The sequence below is a fragment of the Endozoicomonas sp. genome (assembly GCF_051008435.1).
GTDB lineage: Bacteria > Pseudomonadota > Gammaproteobacteria > Pseudomonadales > Endozoicomonadaceae > Endozoicomonas_A.
The window spans coordinates 1-24328 of sequence record NZ_JBPCXO010000356.1 but is presented as its reverse complement, the minus strand read 5'-3'; the positions used below and the strand labels follow the sequence as shown (position 1 = coordinate 24328).

General features: G+C 49.6%; 20 protein-coding genes. 14 read left to right on the top strand and 6 right to left on the bottom strand.

Going from position 1 to position 24328, the window contains the following annotated elements; all coding sequences use genetic code 11:
- The first annotated feature begins 242 nt into the window (after window positions 1-242).
- The 4 genes from rluB to rapA all read left to right on the top strand — a co-directional run bounded on the left by rluB (window position 243) and on the right by rapA (window position 6813).
- Complete coding sequence (gene rluB / locus ACR2PX_RS17980) at window positions 243-1157, top strand: 23S rRNA pseudouridine(2605) synthase RluB (protein ID WP_434000738.1); 915 nt, start codon at window positions 243-245, stop codon at window positions 1155-1157.
- 176 nt (window positions 1158-1333) lie between these two features.
- A complete protein-coding gene (locus tag ACR2PX_RS17975) occupies window positions 1334-3139 on the top strand; it encodes a hypothetical protein (RefSeq protein WP_434000737.1) in 1806 nt (601 codons plus the stop codon).
- Between the two features lie 167 nt (window positions 3140-3306).
- A complete protein-coding gene (locus ACR2PX_RS17970) occupies window positions 3307-3591 on the top strand; it encodes a YebG family protein (protein WP_434000736.1) in 285 nt (94 codons plus the stop codon).
- Window positions 3592-3942: 351 nt separating this feature from the next.
- Window positions 3943-6813: an RNA polymerase-associated protein RapA gene (rapA, locus tag ACR2PX_RS17965; protein WP_434000735.1), complete on the top strand. Its 2871-nt coding sequence runs from the start codon at window positions 3943-3945 to the stop codon at window positions 6811-6813.
- 184 nt (window positions 6814-6997) lie between these two features.
- Here rapA and ACR2PX_RS17960 read toward each other — a convergent pair whose 3' ends face one another.
- Window positions 6998-7507 (bottom strand): N-acetyltransferase family protein, encoded by a 510-nt coding sequence (locus ACR2PX_RS17960; RefSeq protein WP_434000734.1) that lies wholly within the window; start codon window positions 7505-7507, stop codon window positions 6998-7000.
- Window positions 7508-7633: 126 nt separating this feature from the next.
- Here ACR2PX_RS17960 and ACR2PX_RS17955 point away from each other — a divergent pair, with 126 nt between their 5' ends.
- Window positions 7634-8314 (top strand): ureidoglycolate lyase, encoded by a 681-nt coding sequence (locus tag ACR2PX_RS17955; RefSeq protein WP_434000733.1) that lies wholly within the window; start codon window positions 7634-7636, stop codon window positions 8312-8314.
- Between the two features lie 243 nt (window positions 8315-8557).
- Here the strand turns inward: ACR2PX_RS17955 and lpxL are convergent, their stop codons facing one another.
- Window positions 8558-9505: an LpxL/LpxP family Kdo(2)-lipid IV(A) lauroyl/palmitoleoyl acyltransferase gene (gene lpxL, locus ACR2PX_RS17950; RefSeq protein ID WP_434000732.1), complete on the bottom strand. Its 948-nt coding sequence runs from the start codon at window positions 9503-9505 to the stop codon at window positions 8558-8560.
- Between the two features lie 407 nt (window positions 9506-9912).
- On the opposite strand from lpxL, the gene minC reads away from it, so the two are divergent.
- The 5 genes from minC (at window position 9913) to ACR2PX_RS17925 (ending at window position 16488) form a co-directional block, all read left to right on the top strand.
- The gene (minC, locus tag ACR2PX_RS17945; protein WP_434000731.1) at window positions 9913-10710 is read left to right on the top strand and encodes a septum site-determining protein MinC; all 798 of its coding nucleotides are present in this window, start codon (window positions 9913-9915) and stop codon (window positions 10708-10710) included.
- A 76-nt stretch (window positions 10711-10786) separates the two neighbouring features.
- A complete protein-coding gene (gene minD, locus ACR2PX_RS17940) occupies window positions 10787-11602 on the top strand; it encodes a septum site-determining protein MinD (RefSeq protein ID WP_434000730.1) in 816 nt (271 codons plus the stop codon).
- Complete coding sequence (minE, locus tag ACR2PX_RS17935) at window positions 11599-11856, top strand: cell division topological specificity factor MinE (RefSeq protein ID WP_434000729.1); 258 nt, start codon at window positions 11599-11601, stop codon at window positions 11854-11856. Before minD ends, minE begins: the two co-directional genes overlap by 4 nt.
- Before the next feature lie 454 nt (window positions 11857-12310).
- Window positions 12311-13399: an efflux RND transporter periplasmic adaptor subunit gene (locus tag ACR2PX_RS17930; RefSeq protein ID WP_434000728.1), complete on the top strand. Its 1089-nt coding sequence runs from the start codon at window positions 12311-12313 to the stop codon at window positions 13397-13399.
- On the top strand, window positions 13396-16488 hold the full coding sequence (locus ACR2PX_RS17925) for an efflux RND transporter permease subunit (RefSeq protein WP_434000727.1): 3093 nt from the start codon (window positions 13396-13398) through the stop codon (window positions 16486-16488). The genes ACR2PX_RS17930 and ACR2PX_RS17925 overlap by 4 nt, the downstream gene beginning before the upstream one ends.
- Window positions 16489-16496: 8 nt before the next feature.
- Here ACR2PX_RS17925 and ACR2PX_RS17920 read toward each other — a convergent pair whose 3' ends face one another.
- Window positions 16497-17591 carry a tRNA-queuosine alpha-mannosyltransferase domain-containing protein gene (locus tag ACR2PX_RS17920; RefSeq protein WP_434000740.1) on the bottom strand — a complete coding sequence of 365 codons (1095 nt, stop codon included), beginning with the start codon at window positions 17589-17591 and terminating at the stop codon, window positions 16497-16499.
- A 23-nt stretch (window positions 17592-17614) separates the two neighbouring features.
- Here ACR2PX_RS17920 and ACR2PX_RS17915 point away from each other — a divergent pair, with 23 nt between their 5' ends.
- Together ACR2PX_RS17915 and ACR2PX_RS17910 are read left to right on the top strand one after the other, a co-directional pair.
- Entirely contained in the window at window positions 17615-18919 is a 1305-nt protein-coding gene (locus tag ACR2PX_RS17915; RefSeq protein ID WP_434000726.1) for a M18 family aminopeptidase, read from the top strand.
- Between the two features lie 180 nt (window positions 18920-19099).
- On the top strand, window positions 19100-19276 hold the full coding sequence (locus ACR2PX_RS17910) for a hypothetical protein (RefSeq protein WP_434000725.1): 177 nt from the start codon (window positions 19100-19102) through the stop codon (window positions 19274-19276).
- Window positions 19277-19357: 81 nt separating this feature from the next.
- On the opposite strand, the gene ACR2PX_RS17905 is transcribed toward ACR2PX_RS17910, so the two are convergent.
- A complete protein-coding gene (locus ACR2PX_RS17905) occupies window positions 19358-20335 on the bottom strand; it encodes an NAD(P)H-quinone oxidoreductase (RefSeq protein ID WP_434000724.1) in 978 nt (325 codons plus the stop codon).
- Window positions 20336-20802: 467 nt separating this feature from the next.
- Between ACR2PX_RS17905 and ACR2PX_RS17900 the strand changes: the two genes are divergently transcribed.
- Both ACR2PX_RS17900 and ACR2PX_RS17895 read left to right on the top strand, forming a co-directional pair.
- Complete coding sequence (locus ACR2PX_RS17900) at window positions 20803-22974, top strand: carboxy terminal-processing peptidase (protein ID WP_434000723.1); 2172 nt, start codon at window positions 20803-20805, stop codon at window positions 22972-22974.
- A 143-nt stretch (window positions 22975-23117) separates the two neighbouring features.
- Window positions 23118-23270: a hypothetical protein gene (locus ACR2PX_RS17895; protein ID WP_434000722.1), complete on the top strand. Its 153-nt coding sequence runs from the start codon at window positions 23118-23120 to the stop codon at window positions 23268-23270.
- A gap of 532 nt (window positions 23271-23802) precedes the next feature.
- Here the strand turns inward: ACR2PX_RS17895 and ACR2PX_RS17890 are convergent.
- Both ACR2PX_RS17890 and ACR2PX_RS17885 read right to left on the bottom strand, forming a co-directional pair.
- A complete protein-coding gene (locus tag ACR2PX_RS17890; RefSeq protein WP_434000739.1) occupies window positions 23803-23943 on the bottom strand; it encodes a phage integrase N-terminal SAM-like domain-containing protein in 141 nt (46 codons plus the stop codon).
- 185 nt (window positions 23944-24128) lie between these two features.
- Window positions 24129-24328, bottom strand: a 200-nt coding sequence (locus tag ACR2PX_RS17885; protein WP_434000721.1) for a hypothetical protein, incomplete at its 5' end; no start/stop codon positions are given.

Sequence of the window (24328 nt, the reverse complement as noted above, 5' to 3'; positions counted from 1 at the left end):
TGAGCGTTCTAGACAGCTTCGATGGATTCGTGAGAATAGTTGACCTATTTAATCGAATTCATCGAATAATTGGGCCGTTCTTTCTGGAATTTAGGCCGAAGTAGTCTTAAGTCCGACAGGCTCCTAGACAAAGAATCCGATGGTTTGAGATTCAAGGGTAATCCACGCTGTCGCAAGCACTGTTTAGTCGCTATAATCTGGCCCCTTTGATTGAGTAACAGAGCGGCATCGCCGTAAATACCATGACAACTGAAACCACTCCTCCCCAGGGTGAGAAGCTGCAAAAAATCCTGGCGGGCGCTGGCCTGGGCTCGCGCCGTGAGATGGAACGCTGGATCAGCGAAGGTCGTATCACCGTCAATGGTGAAAAGGCCAGCCTCGGTGACCGTGCATCGGCTGAAGACAAGATTGCTGTCGATGGGCGCCCGGTTAAACTGGAAACCTATGCGTCCAAAATCCGCCGGGTTATCGCCTACAACAAGCCCGAGGGCGAAATCTGTAGCCGCCATGATCCGGAAGGTCGCCCAACGGTTTTTGACCGCCTGCCAAAACTTCAGGGTGAACGCTGGATTGCCATTGGCCGTCTGGATATTAACACCTCGGGACTGATACTGTTCACCACTGACGGTGAACTGGCCAGCCGTCTGATGCACCCCTCTTACCAGGTAGAGCGTGAATACGCTGTGCGTATCATGGGTAATGTCACCGAAAAGAATGTCAAAAACCTGTTTGAGGGTGTAGAACTGGAAGACGGCCCTGCCCGCTTCACGGACATTGTTGATTCAGGCGGTAGCGGTATCAACCGCTGGTTCCATGTCTGCCTGCTTGAAGGTCGCAACCGTGAAGTGCGCCGACTCTGGGAATCCCAGGAATTGAAAGTCAGCCGACTGAAGCGGGTACGCTTTGCCAATGTCATCATTCCCGACCATCTTCGTATGGGCCAATGGGAAGAAGTGGATAAGGGCGAGATTGACGCACTGGCTGACGCTGTTCAACTGACGCCTGCACCCAACGCACCCACTCGCAGAGCCAGCCCCAGACATACCAAAACAGGCCTGAAAATCACAGGGGCTCGTGGCAACAAGCCAGCCGCCAGCAAGAAGCGTCCCTCTCCTCACAAAAAGCCGGGCTCTTTCAAAAAGAACCGACATCAGTGATCTATGAAGAACTCCGACTTAAGGTCGGAGTTCTTGTCTGTGCATTCTAACCCTTCAGCTTATTTCTCCCCCCTGCGACTCCCTCTCTTCAAGCTGTACTGCAACTGCAAAAGTACAAATATGAACTATATATGTCTCTTCGGTTGAATAAATAAGACATCATAGGGATTCGCAACATGGTTACCCGACCCTGGCTAGTACTGCTGTCGCTGTTCAGTTCCCTTTCAGTGGCTGCTCTCCCAGAGCCACTGAATGAACTGCCTGCCAGATATGAACTAAGGGCTTATTCCATAATCCCATCTCACTGGATGGGCAGCTATGTTGATATCAAAAGCGCATCTCTTTCGGCTGAAACTGGCGTACCACTTAAAAAAGAAGGATTCCTGCCCGCCCCCTTCAATCCTATGCAGAGTCAGTTCAACGACTACTGGCGCTCAAATCAGGTGTATGTTTCTGGTTGCCATATGCTGAATCAGGGAGCCTGGAATGCCTGGGACTGGGTCCAGCACGGAGGCAAGAGTGACGACCAGTTTGGCAATGGCGTGACCATCAACCACCCTGAGAACAAAGGGGCTCCCCAGGACGTTATATACTGCGACAACAACCTGCTGGCTCTGATTGAAGAAGGTGAGCTCCTGGACACTCTGGACCTGAATACTGTGGACCCGGATGCCAGCCAGGAGAGAAGCCCTGCTTTTGTTGCCTGGGCGGTTCAGTATCCGGGCAATCTCTACATGGCTCGGGCCAACAGAGCCTATTCCGTGCAAATCGAGAATGGCAACAAGCTGGTGTATAAGGGAGTATGCGAGCAACGTTCAGCAGAACTCGACGACTTTGACGCCGTTAGCCTGCGTATGGGGGTTCCTGATAGCGGAGAGCTCAACAAAACCCTCTACAAACAAAAGCGATACGACCCGGTCGCCAACGAGATCAATCGTCAGACAGGGTTCAGCGTGCATATCAATCGAAAAAAGCAGCCCTATCTGATCTTCACTCAACACGACCGCTTTAAACCATTCATTCGTGGCACCGTGAAGCCTGCCATCATTCTGAGAATGCCTCTGGATGAAAAGACCGGACTGTTTGCAGACAATGCAGCCATCACACCACTGGATCCTGCAATGGACATCATCAACACTTTGTCAGTCAATTACGATGATGCCAAAGAAGACGACTGTTACCACAGGCTCTGTAAATTGTACGACTTCAGGTTCCAGGTGTTTAACTGGATAGCTGACTGGTCGGGTGCCTTCCCCAGAGCAACGCTTTCTGGCCACAGACCCATAGAGGGCGATATCAGCGGTGTGACGTCTAACAGCCTGTTAACCTATCAGAACGACCTGAAACAACGTCAGGATGATCACGCAGACCGTATTGATTGCAGAACCCATCACAGTCATTGCCTGTCCTTAAACGAGCCTACGGCAGAAGGCAGTGATTATGTTGACTCGGACGAAACGGTCACCAGTATTCACCATTTCAGTCATAACCCCTCTGAACCCTTCTTTTTCCACTCAGAAACCCATGATCAGGCCATTCCAACCCTGAAGAATGGTAAAAAATCCTTCCTGTACTCAGGCAGCATTCCTTACGAACAACTGGTTCGTTATGAAAAAGGCAGCCATAAAGCCAAATCTTATGTCTGCAATGATCTTCTCGGACTCGACTACCTGGGCCGAAATATTCATTTTGAGGCAGGACGGGCCAGAGGCCGTACAACACTTCCTCCCATTCAATACCCGGACGGTTCACTGTTCAACTACCCATCCGGCTACGAAATCTACACGTCTGTGCGCTCGTTTGAGCCATCAGATGAAGGTTACAGGGATGACAAAGCACGCCTTTTACTGCGAATCCCAATGCCGGAATACAGAACTCTGACTAAAAATTACTACGATGATTTTTCCATTGTCCCGATCTGGAAAGGCAACTATCAGGGAGTACATAAAGAAGCTGCAGACGGCGGGCACGAAGAGCTTTGATTGCTTTCCCTGGGGTGGTCACCATGCAGTCAATTTCAACCTGAAATCGACAAACTCCCGGATTGCCCCAGGGATGCCACTGGACATTCTCTACTGGACATTCTCTACTGGACAAGAATACTGTATTTATATACAGTAACTAAAACCAAGCCTGACAGGAGAGGGCCATGTCTATTACCCCCATGTGGCGAGTTGACCGGGACGGAAGCATGTTTACAGACAAAAAAGCTGCTGAAGAATACGATCGGATGCTGGAGTTGGCGGCAAACATCACCAGTCTGCTGGAAGATCGTTTCGACATCAATGACGACCTGGCTGAAGAGATTGGCCTTATGTTCGCCAAAAACAAGGAAGCCTTCGCCAAAGCGTTTAAAGGCAAGCCTGACCTGATTCTGGAGATTGGCAAAGCCTCCGAATCATCAAGCGACCCCCAGGATGAAGCAGCCGCCTGATCGGGACTACGCAATTTCCGATACGCCAGAGCGGAACGCCCTAATCCGCTCTGCCACCTGCAAACCTTCCACTTTTCCTCTCAGTAAGGGCTGCCTGTAGCAATCAAATACCCCCTGATGTACCGTAGATTCAGCTATATATAGCCCTGTATGAATAAAAACCCTGCCTTCTGTCTTTGATTTAGAATACCGGGTTTTTACCTAAAACAGTGGTACTGCCGGTCATTTTTCACGCTATCAGACCGAAACTATACTGAAGCGGCCCGCCAAGTAGCACTTGTACTGGTTGCTAAACCATCCAATTCCGCTAATATAGCGGCCTTTTTGTCTGGCAAGGTATGTAGTCACGACATGACGAGCTTCGTTCCTGGACAGCGCTGGATCAGTGACACCGAAACTGAACAAGGATTAGGGACCGTTTTGACTTTTGATAGTCGCATGGTCACCCTCTTGTTCCCCGCCACCGGTGAAACCCGGCTGTACTCCATTAATAATTGCCCGCTTTCACGGGTACAATTCAACCCTGGTGACAAGGTAGAAAGTCACGAAGGCTGGACCATGACGGTGACGGAAGTCATCGAAGAAAATGGTCTGCTGTTCTATAAAGGCGTGCTGGCCGATGGAAAGCCTGAAGAGCTATCCGAATCGGAGCTGGGCAACTTTATTCACTTCAATAAACCACAGGACAGAATGCTGGCTGGTCAGATTGATCAGAACAGTAATTTCTCCCTGCGCTACAAGACTCTGTTGAACAACTGTCGTCTGCGCAGCTCTCCTATGCGAGGACTGGTTGGAGCCCGTACGAGTCTGATTCCTCACCAGCTGCACATAGCTCGTGAAGTTTCAGGGCGTCATGCTCCAAGAGTCATGCTGGTAGACGAAGTCGGTATGGGTAAAACCATTGAAGCCGGCCTGATTCTTCATCAGCAGCTGATCAGTGAGCGTGCCAGCCGGGTATTGATTCTGGTACCGGAAACGCTTCAGCATCAGTGGCTGGTCGAGATGCTGCGTCGCTTCAACCTGCACTTCAGCTTGTTCGATGAGGAACGCTGCCGTGCTATTGACGATGAAAACCCGTTCAACACCGAACAACTGATTCTTTGTAGCCTGGATTTTCTGAGCCAGTATGAAGACCGCTTCCAGCAGGCCCTTGAGGTCGACTGGGATCTGTTGATCGTTGATGAGGCGCATCATCTGGTCTGGTCAGAAGAAGACCCCAGTTGTGAATATCAGGTAGTGGAAACACTGTCTGCACAAATTCCCGGTCTGCTGCTGCTAACCGCAACGCCTGAACAGATGGGCCCCGAAAGTCATTTTGCCCGACTCCGACTGTTGGATCCCGATCGCTTCCATGATCTGGTCACTTATCAGGAAGAGGAAAAAAGCTACGAGCCGGTTGCCGAATCGGTGCAGGAGCTGCTGGAAAATGATCACTTGCCAGAAGCGGCCTGTCAGCATCTGATCGGTTTCCTGGGTCAGGACTGCCAACCTTTGATCGATCAGATCAATAGTGGTTCCGATGAACAGAAAGAAGCAGCTCGCGAGCAACTTCTGCGCAGCCTGCTGGACCGCCATGGCACTGGCCGGGTACTGTTCAGAAATACTCGTGCTGCCGTAGGCGGCTTCCCGGGTCGGGTTGTTCAGGGTTATGCCCAGAAACTGCCTGAGCTTTATCAAATTGCTCAGGAAGAAGAAACAGAACTCCGTGGTACGCTTTACCCTGAGCTGGCCTATCAGTCGCACATCCGTGTCGATGATATGGATCCCTGGTGGAAAGTCGATCCTCGCATCGACTGGCTGATCAACCTGCTGAAACTGCTTAAAAAGCAGAAAGTGCTGGTTATCTGCGCCAATGCCAATACAGCACTGGATCTTGAAGACGCCCTGAGGATTCTGTCCGGCATTCCCACTGCCGTGTTCCACGAGAACATGAGCATTGTGGAAAGGGATCGTGCCGCTGCCTGGTTTGCTGACGAAGAGTATGGCGCTCAGGTTCTGGCCTGCTCCGAAATCGGCAGCGAAGGTCGTAATTTCCAGTTTGCCCACCATCTGGTGCTCTTTGACCTGCCTGCTCATCCCGACTTGCTGGAGCAACGGATTGGTCGTCTGGATCGTATTGGACAGACCGAAACCATCAAAATACATGTGCCGTATATTGAAGGGACCGGTCAGGAATTAATGTTCCAGTGGTACGATCAGGGTCTCAATGCTTTTGCCGATACCTGCCCTTCCGGCAGCATGGTCTTTGAAAAACTGGGCGAAGCTTTCACAGCAGCATTGGCTCCGGAAAAGAAAACGACACTGGCTGATATTCAACCTCTGATCGATGAAACCGCCGAGCTCAATGCGAAAATGAATGAGCGCCTTCATAATGGCCGGGATCGACTGCTGGAAATCAATTCCCGTGGCACCCTGTCCAGTGAAGACCTGATCAATGACATCGAAGAGCAGGAAGAACCCAGACAGCTGAAACGCTATATGGAGAAACTGTTCGAAGGATTCGGTGTTGAATCAGAAGATCATTCCAAGCACTGCCTGGTTGTAAGGCCTGGCAGTCACATGGTGACCTCCTTTCCGGGTCTCCCCGCTGATGGCATTACCGTCACTTTTGACCGGGATATGGCCCTGTCACGGGAAGATATGCATTTCCTGACCTGGGAACACCCCATGGTCCGGGATAGTATGGAAATGCTGCTCACCAGCGATATGGGTAACACCTCGGTCGCCCTGTTGAAAAACAAGGCTTTGAAACCAGGTACCATGCTACTGGAAGCGATTTATGTAGTAGAAGCCACCGGCGAGAAAAAACTTCAACTGGATCGATACCTGCCAGCGACCCCCATTCGCTGCCTGATTGACCCGGGCATGAACAATCTCTCGGAAAAAGTGGCTTTCGATACTCTGAATGCACAGCTGCAGCCCATCAAAAAGGGCATGGCGAAAAAGCTGGTGAAAGCTCAACGGGAACCGATCCTGAGCATGCTGGGTAAAGCCGAGCAAGCCGCCAAGGAACAGGTTAACCCCATTGTGACCGAAGCCTGCAAAACCCTGCTCAGCAGTGTCACCGAAGAGATCAAACGACTGGCAGCCCTGAAGGCAGTGAATCCAAACGTGCGCGACGAAGAGATAGAACATCTCAAACTGCGTGCCGCTCTCGGTCATCAGTGTCTGCAGAATGCTATGTTGAGATTGGATGGTGTCAGACTAATGATTGCTGGTTGATAGCCTTAACAATCTTATTCACTCCAGGAAATGCGGCTATTCAGCCGCATTTCTTTTTTTACTCCCAGAACTTGGCAAAAGATAGCTGAACCGCTTTTATCAACTGGCCGTCGACCTCAGACTCAACGAGGTAACGGGCTGTTGACATACCTAATCAAAAAAAACACCCCAAAAAAACGCAACATCATAAATGCCTTATGTATCGATGCGAAACAAACCCTCTATCCGGATCTACGAACTGAGTACCATCAAAAACAAAACCGTTTCTCTCATAAAAGTCTATAGCCAGCTTATTGTCTTTCAATACCCAAAGTGACATCTGTGTAAAATGACTCTGCCTAAGCTTGTCCAGCGAGTATTCAAGCAGAGCTTTGCCAAACCCCCGCCCCACACTTTCCGGCTCAAGATAAATAGACGTCATCTCGCCCACATTTTTGACATCCAGATCCTTGTCCCTGGCAGCTTCGATATGAGTAAAACCCACCAGTTCCTCACCAACTTCCAGAACAAAAAGCTGTCCCTGCTCTTTTTCAAGAATCATCTGCCAGCCTTGTATACGACGACCCAGGTTCAGTTGATCCAGCATTTCGTCCGGCAGTATACCTTTGTATGCAGACTTCCAGGCCCTTATATGTATTTCACTGACCTTCTGCAGATCAGTCGATAACCCTTTTCTTATTCTCACAGACTGCACAGAACCACTCCCTGATCGATTCACTGGCTGATGCCGTCATCAATATGCCATAAATCAGACACCTCGATGAAGCATTCCTGCCATAGAGTGGGCAAAGCTAAACTGCCACCTTGAACGGAAACAGCCATGTCTCAGTCAGAAGTCGAGAAACACCAACCCTGCATAGATTTTGAAGAGATCATCTCTTTGAAAGAAACCGGCACTCACAAAGTCCCCATCATCAGGGCTAATGAAGCCAATTTTTCAGAATACGGCAGCATTGTTCATGACTACGACAGTGAAGAGATCATTATTGAAACCTGGCCGGCCCAGGGCTGGCGCGCAGTAGAACCCGGCACCGGTAATGAAGGTGGAACCACCGAAGGGGATTTCGAATTTGAGCGCGCAGGCGAGCTAATGCTGGCACGCAACCATGCTGTCGATGGCCAGTATGCGACTGGCTGGTTTGCTGACCCGGCATCAGCCAGTGCCAGCAACACCCACAACGCCGATTATTCCCGCATATACGTCAGAGAAGCCAACTACCACCCTGACGGGGGTCAGATGTTCTACCCAAAAAATGGCGAACCCTTTGTCGCGCTGCTAGCTCTGCCCGGTGACGACATCAGCCCATCTGATTTTGTTGCGTTTTACTGCGACGGCAGTTTTGGCATCCAGATATTCCCGAATATCTGGCATCAACCTCTCTACCCAATCGCAAACTTCGCCGAATTCAGCGATAAACAGGGTAAGGTCCATGCCTGCATAGCCATAGACTTTGTCAAAGAGTTCAATGTCTACCTGGAAGTACCTTTAGTGCAACCTTAAAATCTCTAGAAGCCTGACCGAGAATAGTGAACGAGATTACTCTTCAAAGAAGAGTCAGTAAAACGAGGTCATTTGGTTTGATGGTTTTGTGCGAACAGTGTGCTTATTCAATCAAATCCATTGGTAAAATGAGCCGCTCTTTCTGGATTATAAACCAATCAATCTATTCACTATCAAACTCCAAGTCATCAAAAAAAGAGCCGTATGAAGCAGCTCTTTGTTCAGTCTGAAACTACATATCGATTATTTCTGATAAAACCCCGGCTCACCCTCTGGCCGTGTTTTAAAGCGACGGTGCAACCACATGTACTGATCAGGATTTTTCAGAACCTGTTCTTCTACAAATTGATTCACCCGGGTAGCGTCCTGAAGGTCATCTCCCTGAGGAAAATCCTTCCAGGCTTCAAATACTTCAAGCACATACCCTTCTGAACCGGGCTTGCGCGTCACAACCATGGGTACGACTCTGGCCTTACCCATTTTGGTCATTCTTGACGTGCCTGTTACCGATGCTGTCTGAACACCAAAGAATGGCGCAAAAACACTCTGCTTGGGGCCATAATCCTGATCAGGTGAGTACCAGACGGTTTTACCCTGTCTCAGTGATCGCAGCATACCCCGCACATCTCGACGGCCCAGCAGCCGACTGCCACGGTCATAACGCAGACGCTGACGTCTCTGCATGTATTCAAAAACAGGGTTCTTGTGCTCACGATACGTCGCATCGACACTGTGTCTGAGTGTGATCAGGGCTCCCGAAATTTCTATGGTGGTAAAGTGCAGGATCAGCAGAAGGTTTCCCTGTTTTGTTTCAGAATCCAGATGCTCAAGCCCTTTATACGTCACCAGTCGTTCCAGGCGCTCCCTTGGCCACCACCAGGCCATCAACACCTCCATCAGGCCGACACCCACTGACTCAAAGTTTTTCTGTAACAGGGTTGCCCGCTCAGTCTCACTCATTTCGGGAAAACACTTTTCCAGATTCACCTGGGTAATACGCACCCTGCTGCCACCAATACGCAGTAAGAGCCGACCTATCAGCCGACCCAAACGCACCATTACAGAAAATGGCAACAGTGCCACCAGGGCGGTGAAGCCCAACCCCAGCCAAACCGGCCAGAACTTTGGTTTCAGGTAGGACCACAGAAAACGATCCGCTTCTGTAGTATTGTTTAATTCGTCCGACTTCATCTATTCACCAGAAACCCTGTCTCAATAAACCCGCAGAAGCAGCCAACACGTTTAAGATAGTGCGTACTGCCTCTCAACTTCATATTAATAAGCATTAAATAACATTAAATAACAATCAGCCCTGTCGACCCTGAGCCCTATTATCTCAGGTGCTCAGGCTCAGGTCATGTCTCTCATAATCTGAGTGACTCTTAAAGACACTTGAGATTTCAAGCATATGATCATAATCTGAACGTTCGAGCGGAGTGATAGGCTAGGAGCCTCATCGAGAATAGACAGCCCGGCTAAAGTCCGAATGGAAAGTCTTGTTCTACTGAATGAATTCTCGATAAGGCACCAGAAGTTTCTGAACGATCAATTGGCCCGTCAGCTGCACAGGGATTCACTGACACACTGCCGTTAATGCCATGAACTCAACACTGACATCAAAACAGTCGACAGCCGCCTTCCAGCTAAAGGGCGGTATTTATACACTGACTACACTGGAATTGCATAACAGCTGCCTGAACAGTCTCAGCCAGCAGTTAAAAGCCATGTCGGAAAAAGCTCCGCACTTTTTTCAACAGACCCCCGTAGTGCTGGCTCTGGAGAAACTGCCGGTCACTGTTGAGGCTCCTGATTTAAGAGCGATCAGCGGGCGACTGAGAGAATCCGGTATGATTCTGGTGGCGGTCAGAGGCAGCGAACAGTTCAGGCACTCAGCTGAGCGTTCCGGGATTGCATGGCTACCGTCTCAAAAGACGCGACCTGAAAAAAATGTTGTCATGATGAAACAGAGCGGGCAACCCATACCGGTTGAAAGTCATGAACCAACGCCATCTCCTCAAAAAGATGAAGCCCATTCCAACCCGCTCTCAGAAACCTCCGTTCAGGAAACAAAAATTATTGAACAACCGGTCCGCTCAGGCCAGCAAATATATGCACCAGGTGATTTGATTGTTCTCTCACAGGTCAGTCCAGGTGCAGAATTACTGGCTGGCGGGCACATACACGTCTACGGTCCTTTAAGAGGCAGAGCTCTGGCCGGGGTTAATGGTAATCCTGAGGCAAGAATATTCTGTCATCGTTTCGAGGCCGAGCTGATTTCAATCAGCGGTCAGTACAAACTGACCTGCAAGACGGAACAATCTTCATGGAGCCGCCACTGGGGTAAGTCTGTTTTAATAAAGCTTGCAGCCGATCACTTGCACATCAGCAGGCTTTAATAAATACTGGAAGCTACGATCACCACTGTGAGGCTGTCTGTTTTGGGCAGGCTCTAACTATTCACAGGATTTGAACTTGGCACGCATAATAGTTGTAACGTCAGGAAAAGGCGGTGTTGGCAAAACCACAACCAGCGCTTCATTTGCCACGGGTCTGGCCATGAAGGGACACAGGACCGTGGTGATCGATTTTGATGTAGGGTTGCGCAATCTTGACCTGATCATGGGTTGTGAGCGCAGAGTCGTCTACGATCTGGTTAATGTCATCAATGGCGAAGCCGCTCTTCATCAAGCTCTGATCAAGGACAAACACACTCAAAATTTAAGTGTGTTACCGGCTTCACAAACCCGGGACAAAGATGCTTTGACCCGAGAGGGGATCGAAGCAGTTTTTGACGAGCTGGCAAAAGATTTTGAATACATTATCTGCGACTCCCCTGCCGGTATTGAACACGGCGCGCTGATGGCTCTGTACTTTGCAGACGAAGCCATCATCACTACGAACCCAGAAGTTTCTTCGGTCAGAGATTCAGATCGAATTCTGGGCATTCTGCAAAGTAAATCCAGACGTGCCGAGCAAAAGCTTGACCCCGTCAAGGAGCACCTGCTGCTGACCCGCTACAATCCAACACGGGTTGAAATGGGTGATATGCTCAACGTTGAAGACGTCCAGGAAATTCTGGCCATCCCCCTGTTGGCGGTAGTTCCAGAATCCAAAGACGTTCTAAAAGCATCTAACCACGGTGTCCCGGTTATTCATCAGCAGACTACTGATGCAGGCCAGGCCTACAATGACATGGTCGCACGTTTTCTGGGCGCTGAACTTCCTCATCGTTTTATTGATGCCCCTAAAAAAGGGTTCTTTCAGAAAGTCTTCGGGAGTCGTGCATGAGTCTCCTGCAATTTTTTAAATCAAACAAGTCAGAATGCAGCGCATCGGTCGCCAAGGAGCGCCTGCAGATTCTGGTAGCCCATGAGCGGCTGAATCGTTCAGGACATGACTTTCTGCCGGCAATGAAACAGGACATCCTTAAAGTCATCGAGAAATATATTCAGGTGGCTGACAACACCATTTCTGTCCGACTGGATAATGAAGGTGACTGTTCAACCCTCGAAGTGAATGTCCAGTTACCGGAAAACTCCTGATATTGCTGGCTACCCATCCTCTGTATAGTTCCCACCAGGAGCCTGCCGGACTTAAGACAATTTCGGCCTGAACTCCAGAAAGAGCGGCCATCTTATCCGTGGAATTTGTTTAAATAGTTCGACTATTCGCACAAATCCCACGAATAAGTTGGCTCGCTCTACTGAAATTCATGCTCGAAAGCATAAGTCCGACAGGCTCCAGTGCAGGCGCAGATAAATTCTGTGCCGATTCTGCGCCATGAATGAAAGGGTCTGTAAAACTTGCTGATAATACTTCTCATTTCTATGAGAATGAGTCTGCCTTTTTGCACCCGTGGCTTTACTCATCACACACGAGTTGATTCATGAGCCACATTCCGAAAATGCCGCCTGATACAAAAGATGAATGAATAGCGTCTTCACCATGGCCGTATTTTCACAATAACCATAACCTGAAGCACTCGACACACAGCTGATGATCAGAAGTAGTACGCATTCATTTTCATATCTGGCAGCTCTACTGCTGCTCTGTCTATCCCCTTTTACCCTGGCCTCTGGCAAACCAGCCCCCAGAGTGACATCAGCCACTGTTCAGGAACAGAGCATTGAAAGACCTCTTGTGGCTATTGGCTCACTGACAGCCAATCAATCTGTTGATATTACTCCCCAGATCGACGGCCGGATTGTCAGCCTGACCCTGACCGAAGGAGGCAATGTCAAACAAGGCAGTACTCTGATCAAAATGGATGATCGCGAGCAATCAGCAAAAGTCGCCGAAGCCAGAATTGTCCTGAAAGATAAAAAGCGACAGTTGGACTATATGCAGACACTGTTCAAACGCAAGGCCGTTTCCCAGGATGAACTGGAAGCCATGCAGGCTGAAGTGGATCGTCTGACAGCTCAGTTAAGTGCGGAAGAAGCCATTCTTGATCATTACTCCATTGAAGCCCCCTTCAACGGCACACTCGGCTTTCACGAAGTCAGCCTGGGGACTCTGATCAATGCAGCCACAGTCATTACCACTCTGGATGACCTGAGCAGCATGAAGCTGACGTTTGAACTCCCTGAAAGTACCCTGAGCAAAATCCAGCCAGGCTCCTCCATCACAGCGTCCACTGAAGCCTGGCCTGCTGCGCAATTCAGCGGCGTTATTGAAACCATCAACCCTCGAATTGATCCGATTAATCTGACCTTCAAGGTGCGCGCCACTCTCAAGAACAGTGACCGCAAACTTCGTCCGGGCATGTTAATGCGAATTGATGTAGCCAGCCCCACTAAAACCGCTCTGGTCGTTCCAGCCCGAAGTATTCTGTTCAGTGGTAATCAACGTTTTGTCTATGTCATTGATGACCAGGGAATAGCCCACAAGCGTTCGGTAGAAACAGGTAAGACACTGGGGAATCAAATTGCCATTCTTTCCGGCCTGGAAGTGGGTGAACAAATTGTTGATGAAGGCATCATTAAAGTTTCCAATGGCCGCCCCGTGTCATTTTATGAAGAAAAGTCTGAAGAAAAGCGTGTTGCCAACACCGATAAAGAGACCGCATCGGAGTCCCGCTCATGATGCTTTCCGACCTGTCGGTTAAAAGGCCTGTTTTTGCAACCGTGGTCAGCCTGTTACTGGTGACATTTGGTATCGTCACATTCCTGATGCTCCCCATCCGGGAGTTGCCTGACACCACCTCACCAAAAATCAGTGTCACCACAACGTACGACGGTGCTTCAGCCGAAGTCGTTGAATCCAAGATTACCAATGTCATTGAAGATCAGCTGGGTGGTATCGAAGGGATAAAAGCCATCGAAAGCAGCAGCTCTCATGGCAACTCCAGAATTAATATTGAATTCACCTCTGACAGGGATATGGACAGTGCCGCCAATGATGTTCGGGAAGCCTTGTCCCGGATTACCTGGAGAATGCCGGACGAAGCTGAGTCGCCAGTGGTCTGGAAAGACGACGGTAGTGGTGAAACTATTCTGATGATCACTCTGAAGAGTGACAAAATGTCTCCCATTGAACTGACAGACTATGCCCAGCGGACTGTGCAGGATCGCCTGGATCTTGTCGACGGCGTCAGTTCTGCCGAAATCTTTGGTATCCGCGAATATGTCATGCGGGTAGAGCTCGACCCTGTTGCCATGGCTGCCCGACAGATTACGGCATCGGATATCCAGCTGGCTCTTGAACGGGACAATGTGGAACTCCCTGCGGGTGAGCTCAACAGTGACCAGCGCAGTTTGCAGGTTCGTGTGATCCGGGATTACAACACCGTTGATGACTTTCGACGTTTGGTCGTCCGACAGGAGGGTAGCTCTACCGTATACCTGTCCGATGTCGCCAGTATCAGAACCGACGCCAAAGACACTGAAAGTCTTGCCAAGGCCAACGGTCAGAACGTTGTTACCCTGGGCATTGTGCCTCTTTCGAGTGCTAACCCACTGAACGTGGTAAAAAATGTCAAAGCAGAACTTGAAGCCTTTCGCCCTTTCCTGCCGGAAGGTACTGAACTAAGCACCACTTATGACGCCTCTGTCTTTATTGAAAGTGCTATTAACGAGGTTTATCAGACCCTGTTCATCACGGTGGGCCTGGTCGTTCTTGTCCTTTATATATTCCTGGGAAACGTTCGAGCCACGCTGATTCCGGCTATCACGGTTCCGGTCTCCCTGATCAGTGCCTTTATTGTGATTTATGCACTGGGCTACTCCATTAACCTGCTCACACTGTTAGCCCTGATTCTGGCCATTGGTCTGGTGGTTGATGACGCCATTGTGGTGCTGGAAAACATACACCGTCATCTGGAGCAAGGGTCACCGCCACTGGCAGCAGCCTGGAAAGGTGCCCGGGAAGTGGGATTCGCAGTCATTGCCACCACCGTGGTGCTGGTCATGACCTTTGTCCCTATCGTCTTCATGTCTGGCACCATTGGCAGACTGTTTTCTGAATACGCCCTGACTCTGGCCGGAGCCGTCGTTTTCTCCAGTGTTATCGCTCTGACATTGTCGCCCATGCTCGGTTCCAGAATTCTGAAGCTCAATGTCAAACCCTCCAGATTGAACCAACTGACCGAGCGCGGCCTTGGCCGAATGGAACAGGCTTATGAGCGCAGCCTGAAAGTTTTCCTGCGTCACAAATGGCTGGGAGCCGGTATTCTCTCAGCATCGGTGGCTCTTTCTGTATTGCTTTACCCATTACTCCCTCAAACATTCACCCCACCGGAAGACCGTGGCGTGGTATTTGTCATGGTCAAAGGGCCCGAAGGGGCCAGCTATCAAAGCATGGAATCCAGTATGCTGGATATCGAATCCCGCCTGCTGCCTGAGTTAAAGAATGGCCCTCTGCAGTTTATGTTTATGCAAACACCAGGCTGGGGAGGACGCGGTAATAACACAGGAATGCTGATTATCGGCATGGATGACTGGGCCGATCGCGATATGACCGTGTTTCAGCTAGCCGGAAAAATACGACAACTCACCTCTGACATCCCCAATGTATCCGCCTTTCCGGTCATGCGCTCATCCATTGGTGGCCGCTCCCAGGCACCGATTCAGTTCGTAGTGGGTGGCGCCTCGTTTGATGATCTGGTTGAGTGGTCGGATTTATTGATGGAAAAAGCCAGGGAAAACCCTGGATTAACTGACCTGGATCTGGACTTTAATCAGAACCAGCCTCAACTGGAAATCAGTATCAATAAGGAACGCGCCCAGCAACTGGGAGTCTCCGCTGAAGAGATTGGTTCCACGCTGGAGATCATGCTCGGTGGCGTCACCGCAACCACCTTTATGGAAAGAGGTGAAGAGTATGATGTTTATCTGAAAGCCCCCGACAAGGCTTTCCATGCTGTGGAAGACCTGGCCTCCATGTATGTTCGGTCTCACACCACCGGTGCGCTGATCAGGCTGGACAACCTGGTGACCGTTGAAGAAGTCGGTAAGGCTGCTCAATTGCGTCATTACAACAGAAATCGGGCTATTACCCTGTCCGCCAGTCTTCAGGAAGGTTACTCCATTGGCGAAGCTCTGGATTACCTTGATCAGTTAGTGGTTGATAACCTGCCCCAGGAAGCCACCGTCGACTACAAAGGAGAGTCACTCGACTATCGATCCAATCAAAGTTCCATCCTGATGATCTTTGGTCTGGCCATGCTGATTGTTTACCTGGTGCTGGCAGCACAGTTCGAAAGCTTTGTGCACCCACTGGTGGTCATGCTGACGGTGCCATTAGGACTGGCAGGCGCACTGGCCGGATTGTTGCTGGCAGGAGAAACTCTGAACATATACAGCCAGCTGGCCTTAATCATGTTGATTGGTCTGGCCACCAAAAACGGTATTTTGATCGTTGAGTTTGCCAACCAGTTACGTGACCAGGGACTGGCTTTTGAAAAGGCTGTTATCGAGGCTGCCCGCTTGCGGTTACGCCCGATTCTGATGACCGCTTTGACAACCGTAGCCGGTGCCATTCCTCTGCTACTGTCGACCGGGGCTGGAGCAGAATCACGCTTCACCATTGGTGTAGTGGTATTCTGTGGCGTATTCATCTCCAGCCTGCTGACAATATTTGTGGTACCGGCCATGTACGCCCTGCTGGCAAGAAAAACGACTTCTCCCGAACATGTCAGCCAGCAACTGGAACAACAACTGAAAGAAGCTCACTAAGAGCCCGCTTACACCTGTTCCAGCCACTCCTGATAACAGGGTTTGAGAGCATGCCAGCTCAGACCCTGTACATCAGGCGCTTTCAAAGCCTTACCAGACGCTTTGGTTGTCGCCAGTTCTGATAACGCCCGGGCCAGAACTCTGGCTTCCTGCTCCGGATCCTGCTCATAAGAGCGATAACGATGCTTCAGCGGGAAAAGTTCCGGGTAGGCTAGCCGGTCAGGGACTAATGGATAGCAACCCGCAGCAACAGCTTCCAGTACGGCGATTCCCTGAAAGTCATGAATCGCCGTGGAGACCACCACGTCTGCAGACTGCAAAAGCTTTCGATAGTCCTCAACGCGCTCTACATACCCCCAACAACCCAGTTCATCAGACAGCTGTTCTTTGGCTCGGGCAAACACGTCCGGCACTTTTCTGAAACTCTGTCCGACCACATGAACCTGGAAAGCAACCCCTTGCTCTTTCAGATGATCCAGCGCCATAAAAAACCGCTCCGGAGCTTTGTCGTATTCCCAGCGATGATTCCAGAGAATTTGAAGAGGCTGAAGCGTGTCAGGAACAGAATGCTGCTCAAAGACAGAGTCTGGAAGCGGTACAGGCAAGACCGAAGAGCACTTTCTTAGCTGCTCAACAACACCGGAAGGAACATGGTCCGGCAGTTTTTTAAGCAACTGGCTCGCGCCTCCAAGAAATGTCTCCCGATTATAAGCGGTGTTAAACAGTACATGATCAGCGGCCAGAGCCGTGTAGAGGTTTAATATTTTCGGCTCGACACTTTTATGCTGAGTATCCGCCTGAGGGTAGGCAAACTGATTCTCATGGAAGTAACAGATCGTGGGAATAGACGACAAGGCCTGTACCATGCCTTTTAATGCCGACAGATCGGTCATGGACGTGCAAACCAGAAGATCATAGCCTGCCTCAAGCACCTCACGCTCACCCAGAGCCCAGCTCAAACTGTTGCCCCTGAGTCGCCAGTTAAAATAGCGAGGAGGCAAAGTCAGCACCGTCCAGTCGTATTCAGGGAAAGCGGTCACTAAACCTTTTCGCCAATAAGCGTGACTCATGGCATCATAGGCGGACAACAATAATATTTTCATTCGTTGCAAGATTGCCACTCCTAATGACGTCAAAAAAACAAAACACATTTAACCAGACACTTACCCAGTTTCTGGATGCTTCCCCGACGCCCTTCCATGCCGTGAAAAACATGGTCAGCCGGCTTGAAGAGCATGGCTTTCAAAAGCTGGACGAAGCGCAAACCTGGTCCTTAGACGAAGGTGGCCGTTATTACGTCACCCGAAACGACTCCTCCATCGTTGCCTTTACCCGAGGTCAGCTGGATAAGGGCTTTCGAATGACCGGAGCCCACACCGACTCCCCCTGCCTGAAGCTGAAACCCAAGCCTGAACTGATCCGGCACCAGTATCTGCAACTGGGTGTTGAAGTCTATGGCGGGGCTCTTCTCAATCCCTGGTTTGACCGGGATCTATCTCTGGCCGGGCGGGTGCATTATCTCACAACCTCGGGCCAACTGGCTTGGGGCCTGATCGATTATCAAAAAGCCATTGCCGTCATACCCAGCCTGGCGATTCATCTGGATCGTGAAGCCAACAAAAACCGGACGGTAAACCCTCAAAATCATATTCCCCCCATTCTTTCCCAGCTGGGCAAGGATGAAAAAGCCGATGTCCGATCGCTTTTGAAAGATCGTCTCGTTGAAGAGGGCCATAAAGAGGTAGAAGAGGTTCTGGAGTTTGACCTGAGCTTCTATGACACCCAGGGTGCCGCCATTATTGGTCTGAACGATGAGTTCATTACCAGCGCCCGGCTTGATAACCTGCTCAGCTGTTTTGTTGGACTGGAGTCTCTTATTCAGTCTGCCGACCAGTCAACAGCATCAACAGTATTGGTTTGTAACGATCACGAAGAAGTAGGCAGCCAGTCTGCCATAGGTGCCCAGGGGCCAATGCTGCAATCGATTCTGGAAAGAATCTGCGAAACGCCGGATCATTTCCGTCGAGCCATGACCCAGACGGTCATGATTTCAACCGACAACGCTCATGGTATTCATCCCAATTATGCGGACAAGCATGACGGCAATCATGGTCCGATTTTGAACCATGGTACCGTTATAAAGGTCAATGCCAACCAGCGATACGCCACCAACGATGAGACAGGGTCACTGTTTCGTTGGTTATGTCAGCAGGAAAAAGTTGAATGCCAGCACTTCACTGTCAGAACGGATATGGGCTGTGGCAGCACCATTGGCCCCATTACCGCCGGTGAACTGGGAATCAAAACGCTGGATATTGGCTTACCCACCTTCGGCATGCATTCCATCCGGGAAACCTGTGGTGTTAAAGATGCCTGTGAATTGAGTCAAATTCTTAAAAGATTTTATGAATTAAAAGACTGGCCGTATTAAAAACGCCATTTAATTAACCAGACCTCAACTTTCCCAACAGTTTGCAACGTTTTATTAACATTGCGTTGCAAACTGCAATTGAAACTCTCACTTAAGTACAATTTCAGACTAACCCAATGGCAGAGTTGCTGTTACTCTTAAGTTGTATTCATGCAAAAGCCAGCCCGGTCAGGAAAGACTATGAAACACCATTACTTTGCGCCATTTAAAAGCAGGAAGACTGCTATTCGCCCACAGGGTCGCGCCTATCATGCTACAGCCTATCCCAAAGGCCTGAAGCCACTGATGAAAAACAACAGTCAGCTACCCGCCCCCAAGCCTGAAGGCTGCGAGAGCTTTGAGCTTGGGTATAACTGATCCATTCTGCGATGCACATTAAATGCCCACAGCAGAATGATCAGAGGGTCCTATGACTTTTTTACTACCGCTTAAAGTTAATTAAACAGGCAAGGAAAGAATAACCTTGCCTGTTGTTTTATTAGACGCCATTAAGTCATACGCTTTTTGATAGTGCTCAACGGGTAAAACCGTATCAACAATGGGTTTTAATTTACCCAGCCTAAATAAAGGCCAGACCTTTTCTCTTAATTCGGATAACAACCTCTCTTTTTCGGTTATTGGCAAAAAACGCAGTGTTGATCCCATGACCTGAATACGTTTCATTAATAGAAGCCCCATATCCAGCTGCCCCTTTCGCCCTGCCATTAAACCAATGGTGACGATTCTTCCGCCGACCTGCATTAACGGCATATACTTTTCCAGCCACTCTCCGGCACAACAATCCAGCACCATATCAAAAGGGCCCAATGCCTTAAGCGCGCTTTCATCCTGCTGGTGTCGATTAATGCCATTGTTTGCTCCCAGCTCCCGGCAAAAGGCCAGCTTTTCATCACTGCCGACCACCACTGTGACATCAATACCAAAATGAGCACATAACTGAATAACGGCCGTACCTACCCCGCTGGCCCCGGCCATCAGCAGAACCTTGTCTCCGGCTTTGACCTGGCCCCGGTGAAACAGATTGAGCCAGGCCGTAGTGTACACTTCGACAATGCCCCCGGCCTGCAACAAGCTCAGTGACTCTGGCACCGGTAATAGCAGACGCTGGTCACAAACGACCTCTGTCGCCAGCCCTCCTCCGGGTAACAGAGCACACACTGGCTGACCAGTCAGCCACTGGCTGACATTTTCGCCCACCGACTCAATAATTCCGGCGCATTCCAAGCCTAATACAGGCGTTACACCCTCCGGAGGATTGTAGGTTCCGGCCTGCTGTGAAAGGTCCGCTCGATTGAGGCCCGCTGCCACCACACGAACTTTTACCTGATCTTTACCCAGGGTCTCATCCGGAAAAGTCTGCCATTGCAGCACCTTGTCAATAGCAACAAGTCCCTGAAAGCCTTTGTTGTCTTGCATCTTTGCCTCAAACCTCTGTAATCAAGCCGATACAGGTATCATGGAAATACCTCTGATTTCAGACCCTGTCTGACCGGGTCTTTCCTGCCCAATAGCCTCCATGGCACAGGTCCCTAACTGGCTGCATTCAGGTATAGACTGTATTATGTCCCAGAGAATAATCACAATCAGTGAAGAAAACTGATTGAGAAAGCCCCCAAAGCACTGGTAACTTAAAAATAGAAGTCAACCACAGCTTTGGGACGGGTTCATGGACAGACTGTCTGGTAGCCAGCAGTGCCACATGCGCCAAACGCAGTATCACCCGGAATCAGGGCTTTGACAGGCATTGGATGATTTCCGGGACAGAAAGAGTCTGATGACACCTTCTGGACAGTTTGGTACAAGTGTTTCAGGAACAGTGGGATGGAGTGACCTATAGTCGATGAACGTCGTCTTAAACACTCCGTAACAGGACGTATTCCTGCATGAGCCGAGGCGGCACACCCGATATCGAAAAACGACACGGAGCTTCACAATCCATGATACCGACCCTGCGAAACGCCAGGAAAACACCATCGGTTTTTTTTGCCCTGTTCACCGCGCTCTGTATAACCGCCAGTTCGGTTTTTGCCGCTGATCAGAATCTTGATCGCCCGGTCGAAGAGCTCAAACCCAGCCTGCAACAAGCCATTGCCAGTGTGAACGTAGTTCAGCTATTGTCACGCAATCATTACCGCAAGATTGCTCTGGACCAGGAAAGTGGTGAAAAGGTATTCCAACGCTACCTTGACCGTCTGGACCCTAACCGAAGCTTCTTCCTGCAAAGCGATATTGATCAGTTTGCTCCTTATAAGAAAAAGCTCGACGGCTCCCTTAAAAGTGGCGACCTGAAGCCAGCTTTTGAAATATTCAATCGTTACCGGATCAGAGCTGAAGAGCGAGCCCGCTACATGCTGGCATTAATCAAGCAGGGCGTGAACAAGCTGGATCTGAAAAAGAACGAAGATCTGATTGTGGATCGAAAAGAACAGCCCTGGCTGGCCAATAAAAAGACCCAGCGAGAACTTTGGCGGAAACAGTTCAAGGACAGCGTGCTGACTCTGAAGCTGAACAACAAAACCGATGAAGAAATTGCTGACCAGCTTAGTCGACGCAACACAAACCTGCTGCGCCGTTTGCATCAGAGCAAAAGTGAAGATGCTTTCCAGACTTACATTAATTCCTTCACCGGCATATTCGACCCTCACACCCAGTACTTCTCGCCCCAGACCGCCGAGAACTTTGACATCAATATGAGCCTTTCGCTGGAAGGTATTGGTGCTGTTTTGTCTTCGGAAGACGAGTACACCAAAGTAGTGAGTGTGGTTGCAGGTGGCCCGGCAGAAACCGCCGGTCAGCTTAAGCCCGGTGACAAGATCATCAGTGTCGGACAGGGCCGCAAGGGAGCACTGGAAGACGTTGTGGGTATGCGCCTGGATGACGTGGTTAAACTGATCCGTGGTAAAAAGAAAACACTGGTAAGACTGGAAATTATTCCCGGTTCCAGCAAAAGCAGCAGTACCCGTATTTATGAAATTGTCCGTGACAAGGTCAAGCTGGAAGAACAGGACGCCAGCAGCCGCATTCTGGAATTCAAGCAGGATGGCAAGAGTAAACGCGTAGGCGTGATAGAAATCCCCACTTTTTACATTGACTTCAAGGCTGCTCAGTCGGGTGATCCCAACTATAAGAGCACCACTCGCGACGTCCGAAAACTGCTTGAAAAACTCAAGAAAGAAAACCTGGACGGCCTGGTGATCGACCTGCGAGGCAACGGTGGCGGATCTTTACAGGAAGCCAATGAGTTGACCGGATTGTTTATTGACCAGGGCCCAACCGTTCTGGTTCGTGACAGTCGAGGCCGCACCGAGCGCCAGCAAGACCCAGACCCCACACAGGTTTACGGTGGCCCCATGGCCGTCGTCGTTGACCGACTCAGCGCCTCTGCTTCAGAAATCTTTGCTGGCGCTATGCAGGACTACGGCCGGGCATTGGTGATTGGTGGCCAGACCTACGGAAAAGGCACGGTTCAAAGCATTCAACCGCTTAACCATGGTCAGCTGAAACTGACCCTGGCGAAGTTCTATCGGATATCTGGCCAGAGCACCCAGAATCAGGGCGTGCTGCCTGATATTGCGTTCCCATCTCTGTACGATGGCCGCGACATTGGCGAGAATAAACTGCCGGATGCCCTGCCCTGGGATACTATCAAGCCGATCCCTTACAGAAAGTATTCAGATATGAAACCTTACCTGAAACTTCTGGATGAACAGCATCGAAAACGGACCGATGATGACCCGGATTTCGTTTATCTGAATGAAATGAAGGACTACCTGGCCCGCTACGAAAATCAGGAAAAAGTTTCCCTGAATGAAGAAAAGCGCAAGCATGAGATCCAGACCATGCGCAGCCAGAGGCTGGCCATTGAAAACCGGCTTAGAAAAGCCAAAGGTGAGCCCCTGTTAAATAACCTGGATGAGCTGGAAGAAGCCGAGCAGGAAGAAGCCTCAGCCGAAGCCAAGAAGAAAAAGAAAGAGGCGGACGCCTTTGTGAAGGAAGCCAGTATGGTACTGGTTGATTTGATTCAACTGGAGAAAAAACAGACCGCAAGCCGTTAACAACCCCAGCAGGGCCTGATAATCTCAAGCCCTGCTCTCCTCATCTTGAAACAGCTATCCCTTTCTTTGCTGAGCTTCATATAAAATCAGGGCAATGGGATGAGTCCGATGCTCTCAAACGAGCTGAAAAAGCCTATAAGAACATGTTCCCGGAAGGCGTTGATTCAGAAAACAATCATTGTTTTGAAATCAAAGAGACAACCGACCAGGTAACTATTGGGCACATTCTCATCAAGATCTATGAAGATTATGCCTTTATACACGACTTCGAAATCTATAAGGCTTATCGAAGATAAAGGGTATGCAAAATCAGCCCTGAAAGATGTTGAAGATTTCTTATCAAGCAAGAACATTATTGGTAGAACCCACCTGCACTTAACCAATAAGAAAGAACCGGCAGACAGACACTCACTTTAGCGCTTGGGGTCTGAAATATTCAGGCTCTCTACTGTTCATAAATGCTCACTACAACCTCGCAACACATAAGTAGTTCCCACTACCCTTCCCTGAAAAATACTGGCACAATGTCGCTCATATAAAATAAAGCAACAACAAGCAGGAAGCTATTGAGCCCAGGGACAAAGGCTCTGCAACTGTTACGACAGTTCATACTCCTTGGGCGGTAGCGTGTCTGCCTACTCAACCGACAAGATTTTTCACTCTCATGCCACTCCGATCAGAGCAAGATCATGAGAGCCCTTATAATCAGTAGCCTGTAGCTATTTTTTGTTTTCTTATTAACACGTCTATGGCCTTATATATTCAGAATAAGGTTAAGGCCACGTAATGAATGCACACGATTTGATCTTCCCTCAACATAACTCAAAACTACGTGACATGATCAGGCCCTAAATTCTGTGGGTGCTTCATGTGATGATAGCGAATGAAGTACTTGATCCAATAACAATACGACTGTTCAGTGTTATAGCTATAGCGCTTCACTCCCAGGATGTTGCGTACTTCAGTCATAAAAGGGCTAGGCATGACAAACTCAACAACTGTTATTTTATACAGTATAATTGAAAAAGATGCCAAAAATGCAAATAACTCACACGCGGCCTATTCAGGGCAGCAGGCAAAATAGTTTATAGCCTATTGATAATTAATGACTTTTCGGCACACTGAAAAGTTGGGATATATCTCAAGTGAGTTAATTACCCCTGATTTGGGGGGATATGCCGCGTGTGAGTGTAATATCCAATATCACTCGCTTGAGTTTTAATAGCTGTTGGACGCGCCCAGCTACGCTGGGGGAAGTAAAGGCAGGCATTATGTTCTATCTTTGAGAGTTCGAACCCATTAACGAGCACTCTATGAACACAACGGTTCAAAAGGTTTTTAAGCAAGCCTTCCA